The following is an 11,490-nucleotide window of genomic DNA, read 5'->3' as shown; positions in this document are numbered from 1 at the left end:
GTAACCCAACTCGTCCATCAGTGGGAACTAGACAAGGCGCTATAGGCTTATATACGGCCCATTCTACAGCCATGGGTCATTTAGTTAAAAGCTTTAAATAAATGATACCCTGATTTTGGGGTTACGTTCTTGGGCTGTAGAACGTTACCTCAAAATCGGGGCCAGCAAGCGACAGCGCGGTAGCCCGAATAAAGTGTACAAAATGATAGTGCCTGAAATATTGGTACGAAAGCAGCGCCGAGAAAAACTTGACACATACGTTTAGCATGTTTCATTTACAATATGCAATTACTGGTTTATAATATCAATGATAAAGGATATCAAAAGGAGGGGAAAACATGGATCGTATGTTTCGTGTCCTTGCTTTTTGGACAGGGATATTTACTGTAATGTTCTACATAGGTGGTATGGATAAAACCGCATTATTATTCTTGGCTCAAACAGCTTTTTTCCTAACAGTCGGCTACTTGAAATTATCTGAACGCATGTATATGTATCTATTCGGAGCTTATTGCACCATCTTTATGGTAGGCTTCACTTGGTATTCAAACTTTATCCTTGTCCCAGGTTTTGAATAAATAGCTGACGGATAGGTGTGACATCATTCACTGGAGATTCATTATACAGAATGTAGACTTTTCTCCATTGACGGTTGTTAAGCGGACTTTGTAAACCCCCTGTTATTCATCCATTAACGATAAATAACAGGGGGTTTTTACGATGCAATCCGAAAAGGCCACGTATTTATTTGGAGGCAGCTGAAAAGTGGAATACATTCGTTTTAAAACCTCTGCATCTCGCACGTTTCGGACTTGCCCCCGCACATCTTAGCCCGTTTTCTTCCAAACGATTATGAATGGTACTTTTGCAGTGATTTCCTTTATTTGTGGGTTTTATAATTTTTTTAAAATTACTATTGACATATAGGATATGTACCTTTATACTATAAATAGTAGCTTAACTTTTATCCCTAACCAACAAAAGAGCAGAGCACATCCCCCCAAAGAACCCTTCTTTTATAAGAAGGGTTCTTTACTATGCTTTGCACAACTACCCTTGAACAAATGGATTGTGTCGCTTTTCTTCCCCGATCGTTGTTGCCGGTCCATGACCCGAATAAACGGTATAATCGTCATCCAGCGAATAAAATTTTTCTTGAATGGTATCCATAAGTTGTTGATAGTTCCCACCCGGAAGATCCGTTCGTCCTATTCCTTGTTGAAATAAGACGTCCCCGCCAAACATAATTTTCTCATCGTGAAATACAAAGCTAACACTTCCAGGTGAATGGCCAGGTGTATGTAGCACCTGAAAATGGAAACTGGAGATGGTATATTCACCCGGTTGAAGCAAATGCTCTGGCCGTTTTGTCTTTATTTCCTCACCCATAAATAGTACGGAACCATTTAACTGCGGGTCCTCGAGCCAGTCCGCCTCCTTATCATGCAAGTATACGTCAATCCCATAATGGTTACGCAATGCGTCAACAGCACCAATATGATCAAAATGTGCATGCGTTAATAAAATGGCCTTTGGCTCGACCACCTCTGTGTTGAGAAAAGAAATAATTTGATCGGCATCACCACCAGGATCGATGATAAACCCACTTTGTTTATCGCAAACAAGGTAGCAATTTGTTCCAAGCGGTCCCAGTGACATTTCTGTTATTTTCAATTTTTATTCCCCCAATCCAAAAATAAAATTGTTAGGCTGTAATCCTCGACAAATAGAACAATTTACTATAAAATTAATACATAGAACTGTTTAGATACATAATAATATAAACGTGATTTCCAGATCAACTATATGAACATGGAACCATCGAAGGAGGAAATTTTAAAATGAGAATTGTATTGGCAAGTATCTTATTAATTGTAGCTATTTTAGCTGTTATTTCAGTAGTCCGCCAGCTTAAATACAAAAACTTATTTGCTTTAGTTGTTTCAGCTCTTGCCGCTGTTGCATTTGGTTTCTTCTCCATTGCGACAATTATTGGAGAAATTACTGGTTGATTCATATGAAGCATACGCAATTACAGAAAGCTGACATCATTGTTATGTCAGCTTTTTTTCATGGTGTCAGCACAAGCCACCTTTATTCCCCCTATTATTTAAAATCAGCCATTTGTTGTACGACCAAATAAGCTGCACCAATAATCCCGGCATCATTTCCAAGCTGCGCTGCTTTTATTTCACACACCTCACTCACCCGTGGCAAGGCATATTGCCGGAATGCCCGCTCGATTACGGATATCAACTGATCACCTGCTTTAGAAACGCCACCGCCAATTAAAACAATCGACGGATTAAGTACCACCGCTACATTAGCTATTGCAAATCCAAGAACATCTCCGGTTCGTTCAACAACTGTCTGACAAAGCGCATCTCCTTGCTTAGCCAATGTAAATACATCCTTTGCTGTAATCGACCCCGCGAGTGTTACAAAAGCGGCAAGGCTGCTATCGGGCTTCTGTTCAGCAAGTGACATAGCCTGCCGAACAATCCCGGTGGCCGAGCAGATCGTTTCCAGGCAGCCGCGCCTGCCGCAATTACAACGGTACCCATTCGGATCAATCGTTATATGACCAAGCTCACCTGCTGTGCCGCTAACCCCATTTACGATCGTACCATTAACGATGATACCTCCGCCAACACCTGTTCCAAGTGTGATCGCGATCAAATTGTTTGTTTGATTACCAGCACCGACCCAATTTTCACCTAATGCAGCAGTATTCGCATCATTTTCAACAAACACAGGTACACCGGCCAGCTGAGAAAACTGTTCGGCTAATGGTGTGTCCTTCCAACCAATATTTACCGCCTCATAAACCAGTCCATTAGCACCATCAATGAAACCTGGTGCGCCAATCCCAATACCAAGAAGATAATGTTGATCCTCTGTACGTAACTTGTCCTTGATCGATTCCCAAATATCGTTCACGACCGATTCACCTTTATTTGCCTTCGAGGTTCCGACCTCCCACTTTGACAAAATGGACCCCTGCTTATTTAATATACCAATCTTACTCGTTGTCCCACCAATATCTATCCCTATAATAATCTCACTCATTATTTCATTTCGTCCCCTTGTCACGGAGTTGGGCACTTTCCTTCCGCAGAATAAGTAACGCCTGTGTATATTCGTCCTTCATAATACACTGCAGTTGATATAACGCTTTGATCTCCGATTCCATTAACGATAGCTCGGCTAAACGATCGCCGATGTAAATAATGGTGCCAAAGCGCTTTAATAACTGTTGTACATCATAAACTGTTTTCATAGCAATCACCAAGTTTATTATACCAAAAGGATTCGAATTGCGATATTAATGGATGCCCTTATCCATTATTCATTTCCAATACGGTTTCAGCCGCATATTAGCCTATACTGGAGCATACACCTTATTATAGACAAGTTATCCAAAAGATGAGAGGTGTGGATGTTTGCGTACAAAGTTATTGATGATACTATTTCTGCTATTTATTATGTTAACAAGTTATATTTACTTTGGGCAAGAACGGTCAATCCAGACAATCACTTATTTCCCAATTGACGCGGAATCATCGTTCACCAATGCAACGACAGACATTGCTATGACAGCAGTACACGACCATAAATCATACGATATCGATTGGACAAGCCAATCCAAGAGTGATAAACAGGTATATTTACGCCAGGATGCCTCGTTATTGTTTGCAAACGGCCGACTTAAAGGTGTCGCAAGCAAGTGGAAAGAAAATGCAGCTAAAATCAAACTATCGAAACAGTTCACAAGTAAAGACAGCAGTTATTACCAGGCGATTTCGTTTCACCAGGGAGAAATTCATACAAAGGAACCAATCAAGAGTGTACAACAAATGTCCCATCATGAATTGTATGTCGTGCATTCGCCGACAAAACCAATCCAATCGTTTTCGGAGCCAACAAATAAATTCGAAACAGATTGGCAGGAAGTATTGGCTACCAAAACGAAACAACAGCTAATTTATCATTGGAATCAATTAATGCAGCATTTTCAAGTAAACAGCTCTTCCTATTACAGTATTCCATTGACATCTTTATATCGTTACACTCAGACCAGCCTGCCGGAAATGTCACAAGCCAAAACAGATCAAATTATGGGCCAGCTTTGGGAGGGATTGTATAAAAACTATATTGTTCCCGCAGCTTCGGGAACCAATCAACTGGATTCGAGCTACATTCCCCTTGTTTTAATTGCTAAGGACCAGTCTCATTTGCTTGTACTCTATCAGCTTGATGGAAAAATGCAGAAACTGATTCAGCAGTTATGATGGCTATCATAGCTATTAAGACGTCTTACCACCGCTATTGGTAAGACGTCTTTTATTTGATCAAATATTTTCCATTCGTATACCAAATACGGTTGCCTAACGTCTGGAAACTAGACTAGGTATATCGTTGAAGACCATAAACAATAAGACCGACAATAAGTGCGGCATACACAATGAAGCCCGCTAATTGCGTGAGTAACGTCCCTTTCCTAGGTAATCCAACAATGACCGACGCTAAAAAACCGGTTATTAACCCACCAATATGTGCACTATTATCAATTTGCGAAACGGAGAAACCGAAAATAATGTTGACCCCGATCAAAACAAGAACTCCTCTTCCCATCGTCTGAAAAAAGATCTTTTTATAATGTAAACCAAAAAATAATAATGCCCCAAACAGACCAAAAATGGCACCGGATGCACCGGCTGAAAGATGGATCGAAGTGGCAAAGCTTGCCAAACCAGCACCAATACCAGCCAGAAAATAAATAATGATGAACCGGGCAGATCCATACATTTGTTCCACTGCTGTCCCTAAATAATACAGGGCAAGCATATTCATAAATAAGTGCAGTAAACCAATATGCAAAAACATGGCACTACCAATCCGCCACCACTCGCCATCTAAAATAGCAGGATTATACTTTGCCCCGTAATCAATCAGATTTTGGGTTAGAGTACTCCCTCCATTCATTTCCAAAATAAAAAACATCACAATATTTGCTGCTAACAATAAATACGTAAAAAACGGTTTGCCATGAAAGAGTGCCGTTTGTGTTTCTTGATGCTTCGTATATAAATGCTTGGTTAACTGTTTTTGAAAATAATTGATTTGAGCTTCTTTTTCACTGTCTGTCGGTAAATCAACTACTTCAGGTACTGTCCCATCCACCGCTTGATACAATCGCTTCAATTCAGCTTGTTCGTTTTCATCATCCATATAATAAACGTTCATCTTAACGGGATTTTTTTCGTTTAATTGCATCGGACGTTTCAGTTCTTCCCATGTATCAACGGGGGAATAAGCAGAAACATACACATTATGTACTTGCACATATTTTCCTTGTAACAATCGCTTCATCGCTTTTGTTTTTTGGAAGACAATTGCAATATCTTTCTTTAAATGATTTTTCCAATCAAATCCATGATGAAACAGGCGAATGATTTGTGACTGCTTTTTCACATTCCGTTCTAACCATATTTCCTCTTGACTTTCATTTATATGCAGGACCTCAAAATCGTCCTTTGTTACCAGGTTATAGGCTAACTTGAACATCATATATTGTTCTTCCACATACATCTTGTCACCCCCTTAATCCCTATCATACCAAAATTAAGGATGATTTACGTAACAAAAATATATTTACACAAAAAAAGAAGTTGAAAAAACAACTTCTTTCTGCGTGGGTCAATACTAACATCTATGGCTGACAAATTAGATGAAATTTTGAGATAAGCGACCGTTGCGGAAAAACACTACGCTATCTAGTTTATCATTACCACTTTCATTTTATTAATTTCAACCATAGACTTTGGTTAAGAGCCTTTTTGCTTCATTACTATTGCTTCGCTTGTTTTTGAAATAAACCTGGTAAAATCTTTTGCTTGATTGTCGGCATATTCATGGTAACCGCTACAACCAATTTACGTAAAAGACTAAAAGCCAAAAACGTGTTCAATAACCGATAACGCCATTTGTAAAGGATCGTCAGTACGGTTGCTACCAATCCAAAGATAATCATCATTCTCATAGGAACACCCTTTTTATTTTGTTTGTTGCTCTTAGTTATGTTCCTGGACTTGAAAATTATGCATTACGAACCAATATACCGGTCATACAAAGTTCGTGCCTTGTTGATATCTTCGGTGCCTTGCACCAATACACGCCCGTCTGGAAACACAACAAAAGTTGCCTCCTGCTCCAGCTTGGCTTTCAATAAAAAGGGTGTCCGCTTGGTTTTCATGATTTTTTGCAAACGTGCTTCTGTTTTTTTTAAATCCCAAAACGATTGCTGGTGAATCTGTACCGTATTCCTCCCGCATAATACGGTCTCTGCGTCCTGAGCTTGTTTTTGCAATGCCGGATATGCATGTTGTTGACATGTCAAACATTCTGGATTGGGATTCGCTAGTTTCATATCAAACGACTGATTAAACCAAAAGTCGATTGTTTTCAATGTGGATCGCAATGCTTTTTTATTCCCTGTCAAATATTTTAATACTTCGATAACCTCCATCGAAGCAATCATATCAACAGCAGGAGCAATCACCCCAACCGTATCACACGTCTCACCATTTCCTGCTCCAGCACCAGCCAAACACCTTAGGCATGGTGTTTCTCCAGGGATAAACAGGGCAGTCATCCCTCGGGCACTAACCACACCACCATAAGAAAAAGGAATATTTTGTTTGAAACAGCTATCATTCAACAGCAACCGGGTGGAAAAATTGTCTGTTCCATCCATTACTACATCCACACCATCCAACAGATCGTAAATCGTATCGTTCGTTACATTATCTACAACTGCTTCAATCGTGACATCACGGTTAATCTTATCCAGCTTTCTTTTAGCTGCAATTGCTTTTGGAAGAGCAGCCTCGACATCTTCTTCATCAAATAGCATTTGCCGCTGTAGATTGCTTAATTCGACATAATCCCGATCAACCAAGCGAATCCGGCCAACGCCCGCACGGACCAAATGGTTGCTAATTACGGTTCCTAACGCCCCAACACCAACCACAAGCACCGTACTATTGGCTAATTTTTGCTGACCCATCTCTTGAATAGGTGCAAATAACAACTGTCGGGAATAGCGCTGCATATTCATGATATACCTTCTTTCACTAACCCATGTTCTGTCAAAATAAGGTCAACCGGAATATCAAATATCTCCGTCGGCAAATGGTCAATTAGTTGCTGGCTGCTTGCCAGTGAGATCGTTTGATTCGAAAAATCCTGTAAAAAACGATCATAATAACCGCCTCCAAACCCAATTCGAAAACCGTGTTTATCAAATAAGAGACCCGGAACAATGAGTAAATCAATTTTTGCTTTGGTTACACTCTTTGTTTCATCCGATTTCGGCTCTAGTAGATTATAGTAAACTTTCTCTAATTGATCATATGTATCAAGCTGGTAAAACGTCATTTGTTTATCTTTAGGCAGACATTTAGGCACACACACGGTTTTACCTTCACGCCAGGCAGACTCGATGATTGGTTTGGTGTTCCATTCCAATCCTTGTGAAATCGTGATCCCAATCATGCCTGCTTGTTGCCAGCAATTTAATGTTATCAGCTGTGCCACTAATGCCCGCTCGATGTTCTGTTTTTTATCTTCTGGTAGCTGTTGTAAAGATGCGATCATTGATTGACGCAGCTGCGATTTTTCCACAACAACCCGCCTCCTCTTCTGCCTCAAGTATACATTAATATTCATAGGTAACCAAAAATAAAACCCTTATCAATCGACATGATAAGGGTTTTATTTCAATCACTTTATTTTGTTTCACGATGCAAAGTGTGTTTTTTTAGTCTTGGGCAATATTTCATAAGCTCAATACGCTCAGGATTTGTTCGCTTGTTTTTCGTAGTAATATAATTACGATCACCAGTTTCTGTACAAGCTAATGTAATGTTTACGCGCATATTCGTTCCCTCCAAACGTTGCATGTTGCTTTTAAGACATAAGATTTTTTTCAGACCTTATTATAATAGCAGATTTCCCGCATCCAATCAAGCGGCTTTTAAAAAATACCAGTTTTCCTCACAGCAATTCTATGTTATAACTATAAGAGGGATAAAGTGAAACTTCATTCAGTGGAGACCTTCGACTCACGGGATGTTATAATGATAATGGGAACATCAAAACATTACGTGATTAGTATGTCATCCCATTGAATGGAAGAATAGAATCAAACCTTTGTCAGGCAGTTGATCCCCTACGAATTTTTTCGGTACCTAACTCAAAATCTAAAGAAGTGGGGGGCTTACTGCCCGTTAAGGCGGGATAAAATGGAGGTATGCTTATGATATATATATTAATCACCCTAATTGTTGTTGCGGTTGTCTTGTTTATTCTAAGCTTTTTTATGAGCGACAAGTTCGATGACCTGGAAAGTCAGCTTGAACAGCTATCGATCTCATCGATGCAGGATACATACCAGCTAAAGAAAAAAATAAAAATATTGGAAGAAGAACTTCTTGCTGATGATATGTCGGATCAAGCCCAACCTGTCCAACAAACGGAAACAAAACCATTATTAATTCAAAAAGTTTTTGCTTTGCATGAGCAAGGCTATTCCATGGATGCGATTGCTGAACGTACTGCATTAAGCAGCAACGATATACAAGCAATTTTAAAAAAATAACGAAACGATAAATGAGGAGAAACGGTATGAAACAAACAATTCGTTCATTTTCCATCGGGCTGTTAACTGCCAGTCTGCTCGCGTTACTCGTGCTGTTATTTGTCAATGATAACAACCATGATACTGCCGATATTGCAAACGAAGATATGATCCAAGCTCTGCAAGAGGATGGCTATCGCATTGTAAGCGAGTCCGATTATATTGCATTAACTGTCAACGAAAAGAAAGATAAAAAAGAAGCCAAGGAAGTTGCAGAGGCAGAAAAAACAGAGCAAACCAGATCGGACAAGCAGGAAAAAAACGACGACAATGAAAAAGCCGATGAAAATAAGAAAGCGGACCAAGACAAAAATAAAGAGCAGGATAAGGACAAAAAGAAAGAAGAAAAAACATATACCCTTACTATTAAATCAGGTATGGCTTCGTCTGAGATTAGTGATGATTTAAAAGCGAATGGTATTATTGACGACGCTGGTAAGTTCAGTAAATTCCTGAAAGATAATGACTATGATCAACGGGTTCAACTAGGAAAATTCAAGGTAAAAAGCTCCATGAACCAACAAGAGCTTGCCCAAAAAATAACAAGATAAAAAAACTGTTTTGCAATGTAGATTCCCTCTACTTGCAAAACAGTTTTTTTATGCGTCATTTCATCCCGCCTTAACGGGCAACATCACTCAACAACTTTTTTGTCGCCACTTTCCTTTTTCATGTCAAAATATGCATCCATAATTCGTGCCCCCATTTTATTATTGGCATGGTCCCCTTTATCAATTCCTGTATTTGGAACAATGATAGCCATTGCTACCTCGGGATCATCGAATGGCGCATATCCAATCAAGGAGTTATTTTCCGTATCATGTTTATTTCCATCGATATATACTTCATTTTCTGCTGTACCGGTTTTTCCAGCTGGATTGTAATCTTTACCGGCAAACTCGCTATAAGCTGTACCACCCGGTGATTGATAAACCCTGCGAAAACCTTCTTGGACACGACTGATATAGTCGGACTTCATTTCAATTTGGTTCAACACATTTGTTGTAACACTGTCAAAAATAGGTCCAAGCTGCTTGTCAGATGCAGACGGTTCGTGAACCTCCTTTAAAAAGTGCGGTCGGACCCGAAGCCCATCATTAGCAATCGTTGAAACATATTGCGCCAGTTGCAAGGTCGTGAATGTATCATATTGACCAATCGCAAAGTCCATCAATTTACCAGCTTGAAGGTCCGTACCTTTATAACCGGTTCCTTCGTATGGATAGTCAACTCCAGTTGAGACACCAAGTCCAAATTCTCCAAAATAGTTGCGAAACTCCTGGAATGCATCTGGATTAAAGCTAATTGGCTGACCACTTTGGTAATGGAATTCCCCGCCCATGCGCATCGCAATGTAGAACATATACACGTTGGATGACATTCTGAGTGCATCAAGATCATTTACAGGGCCTAAGCTTTGTTTCCAAGAACTTTTTGTTGGTGTTCCTTTGATGTTGATTGGTGCATCAACAAATGTATCCCCCGGTTTAATAACACCTGACTGATAACCCGATAAAACAGTGGCACCTTTGACTGCAGAACCTGGCCGATGCTGATCATATAATGCTTTATAAGCTGTATTGGTAAATTTATTCTTTTTCCGATCATAATGCTGTCCGGAAACAGCTAATAATTCCCCTGTTTTCGGGTTCATAACAATCGCCATCGCATCATCAGCAAACCGATTCTCATATGGATGTGCTTTAATAACCTTTTCTAGTTCCTCACGAACGATTTTATCCACTCGCTTTTGAAAATCCATGTCAATTGTTAAGACAAGATCCTTTCCCCGTTCACCTTTGACCACGACATCGGAGCCAACGATTTCTCCTTTCTTGTTAGTGGTATATTCCACCTGTTCTTTTCGTCCACGTAACAAAGACTCGTATTGCTCCTCTAAACCACTCCTGCCGACACGATCATTACGATTGTAGCCGCGTGTTAGATAGTAGCTTTCCTTATCTGCCGGGATCCCTTCTGTTTGGGAGGTGATCGAACCAAGCAAGCTTTTCATTGTATCCTTGTATGGATAAGCACGGTTCCAGTCAGTTGACGCATTCACACCAGGCAGTTCACTTAAATGTTCAGCCACCCTGGCGTACTCTTCTGTGGTAACATCCTCATTCTTTACAATATGCGGTGTTAATGTTTGCGCCTTATCTAATTCCTTCTTAATTAAAATTACCTTTAATTGGTCCTCGGTTAAATCCTTTAAATCCTTGGCCTTGTCCTTCTTTATTCGTTTCAAAATAGTTTTATATTGATCAGCTGGTTCCATCTCAGCTGCCTCTTCTTCAGACAACAGTGCCTCCGCTTCTTCTTCGTGCTGTAAGTACCAGTATTCCTGCTTATCGCGCGGACTGATTGTCTTTAATTTTTTTTGTTTCGTTTCTTTATTATACATGGAAATGTAGTTAGACAACTTCTCCGCTACTTCCAATCGATCTTTCGCTTCCACACCTTTTGCCGGCGTATAGGTGATCGAATATAATGGTTTATTATCGACAACCACCTGATGATTCCGGTCAAAAATTTTCCCGCGTGGAACTGGCTCAGTTGTGGTATCTTGAATCGTTCGGTCGATTTCTTCCTGAAAGCTTTCCCCGTTTAATATTTGCACAACTCCCAGTTGAAAAATCAACCCGGAAAACAACAGAAAAACAGCAAAAAATAATATATTTAAACGAAAGGGAAGCTGTCGTTTTTTCTTTTTCTTCTTAGCCATGTTTCTCCCCCTGATCCATTTTACTCTGCACATTACCTCCTATTATAGCATCTTTTCGACCTAA

General features: G+C 39.8%; 14 protein-coding genes. 5 read left to right on the top strand and 9 right to left on the bottom strand.

From position 1 onward, the window contains the following. Nucleotides 1-338: 338 nt before the first annotated feature. Nucleotides 339-578 (top strand): DUF2626 domain-containing protein, encoded by a 240-nt coding sequence (locus WMZ97_RS20725; RefSeq protein WP_343274007.1) that lies wholly within the window; start codon nt 339-341, stop codon nt 576-578. A 472-nt stretch (nt 579-1,050) separates the two neighbouring features. On the opposite strand, the gene WMZ97_RS20720 is transcribed toward WMZ97_RS20725, so the two are convergent. Continuing rightward, entirely contained in the window at nt 1,051-1,674 is a 624-nt protein-coding gene (locus tag WMZ97_RS20720; protein ID WP_343274006.1) for an MBL fold metallo-hydrolase, read from the bottom strand. A 167-nt stretch (nt 1,675-1,841) separates the two neighbouring features. On the opposite strand from WMZ97_RS20720, the gene WMZ97_RS20715 reads away from it, so the two are divergent. Then, nucleotides 1,842-2,012, top strand: a complete 171-nt coding sequence (locus tag WMZ97_RS20715) for a DUF2759 family protein (RefSeq protein WP_343274005.1) — start codon at nt 1,842-1,844, stop codon at nt 2,010-2,012. 94 nt (nt 2,013-2,106) lie between these two features. Here WMZ97_RS20715 and WMZ97_RS20710 read toward each other — a convergent pair whose 3' ends face one another. Both WMZ97_RS20710 and WMZ97_RS20705 read right to left on the bottom strand, forming a co-directional pair. Continuing rightward, nucleotides 2,107-3,069: an ROK family glucokinase gene (locus WMZ97_RS20710; protein WP_343274004.1), complete on the bottom strand. Its 963-nt coding sequence runs from the start codon at nt 3,067-3,069 to the stop codon at nt 2,107-2,109. Between the two features lie 4 nt (nt 3,070-3,073). Continuing rightward, nucleotides 3,074-3,280, bottom strand: a complete 207-nt coding sequence (locus WMZ97_RS20705; RefSeq protein ID WP_343274003.1) for a YqgQ family protein — start codon at nt 3,278-3,280, stop codon at nt 3,074-3,076. A 163-nt stretch (nt 3,281-3,443) separates the two neighbouring features. Here WMZ97_RS20705 and WMZ97_RS20700 point away from each other — a divergent pair, with 163 nt between their 5' ends. After that, nucleotides 3,444-4,292 carry a hypothetical protein gene (locus tag WMZ97_RS20700; protein ID WP_343274002.1) on the top strand — a complete coding sequence of 283 codons (849 nt, stop codon included), beginning with the start codon at nt 3,444-3,446 and terminating at the stop codon, nt 4,290-4,292. A gap of 115 nt (nt 4,293-4,407) precedes the next feature. Here the strand turns inward: WMZ97_RS20700 and WMZ97_RS20695 are convergent, their stop codons facing one another. The 5 genes from WMZ97_RS20695 to rpmG all read right to left on the bottom strand — a co-directional run bounded on the left by WMZ97_RS20695 (nt 4,408) and on the right by rpmG (nt 7,940). After that, nucleotides 4,408-5,592 carry a rhomboid family intramembrane serine protease gene (locus WMZ97_RS20695; protein ID WP_343274001.1) on the bottom strand — a complete coding sequence of 395 codons (1,185 nt, stop codon included), beginning with the start codon at nt 5,590-5,592 and terminating at the stop codon, nt 4,408-4,410. Nucleotides 5,593-5,851: 259 nt separating this feature from the next. Next, nucleotides 5,852-6,043, bottom strand: a complete 192-nt coding sequence (locus tag WMZ97_RS20690) for a hypothetical protein (protein WP_343274000.1) — start codon at nt 6,041-6,043, stop codon at nt 5,852-5,854. A gap of 63 nt (nt 6,044-6,106) precedes the next feature. Beyond that, nucleotides 6,107-7,120 (bottom strand): ThiF family adenylyltransferase, encoded by a 1,014-nt coding sequence (locus WMZ97_RS20685; RefSeq protein WP_343273999.1) that lies wholly within the window; start codon nt 7,118-7,120, stop codon nt 6,107-6,109. After that, nucleotides 7,117-7,686: a 5-formyltetrahydrofolate cyclo-ligase gene (locus WMZ97_RS20680; RefSeq protein WP_343273998.1), complete on the bottom strand. Its 570-nt coding sequence runs from the start codon at nt 7,684-7,686 to the stop codon at nt 7,117-7,119. Before WMZ97_RS20680 ends, WMZ97_RS20685 begins: the two co-directional genes overlap by 4 nt. Nucleotides 7,687-7,790: 104 nt before the next feature. Beyond that, on the bottom strand, nt 7,791-7,940 hold the full coding sequence (rpmG, locus tag WMZ97_RS20675) for a 50S ribosomal protein L33 (protein ID WP_026681152.1): 150 nt from the start codon (nt 7,938-7,940) through the stop codon (nt 7,791-7,793). A 380-nt stretch (nt 7,941-8,320) separates the two neighbouring features. Between rpmG and WMZ97_RS20670 the strand changes: the two genes are divergently transcribed. Together WMZ97_RS20670 and WMZ97_RS20665 are read left to right on the top strand one after the other, a co-directional pair. Next, nucleotides 8,321-8,662 carry a hypothetical protein gene (locus WMZ97_RS20670; RefSeq protein ID WP_343273997.1) on the top strand — a complete coding sequence of 114 codons (342 nt, stop codon included), beginning with the start codon at nt 8,321-8,323 and terminating at the stop codon, nt 8,660-8,662. A 26-nt stretch (nt 8,663-8,688) separates the two neighbouring features. Next, nucleotides 8,689-9,252 carry a hypothetical protein gene (locus tag WMZ97_RS20665; protein WP_343273996.1) on the top strand — a complete coding sequence of 188 codons (564 nt, stop codon included), beginning with the start codon at nt 8,689-8,691 and terminating at the stop codon, nt 9,250-9,252. Nucleotides 9,253-9,335: 83 nt separating this feature from the next. On the opposite strand, the gene WMZ97_RS20660 is transcribed toward WMZ97_RS20665, so the two are convergent. After that, nucleotides 9,336-11,426 carry a peptidoglycan D,D-transpeptidase FtsI family protein gene (locus tag WMZ97_RS20660; protein ID WP_343273995.1) on the bottom strand — a complete coding sequence of 697 codons (2,091 nt, stop codon included), beginning with the start codon at nt 11,424-11,426 and terminating at the stop codon, nt 9,336-9,338. Between the last annotated feature and the right edge of the window lie 64 nt (nt 11,427-11,490).

The organism is Lentibacillus songyuanensis (genome assembly GCF_039548255.1).
Classification (GTDB): Bacteria; Bacillota; Bacilli; order Bacillales; family Amphibacillaceae; genus Lentibacillus_C; species Lentibacillus_C songyuanensis.
Note: the sequence above shows the minus strand (reverse complement) of the source record. Positions and strands in the feature narration are given on the sequence as shown.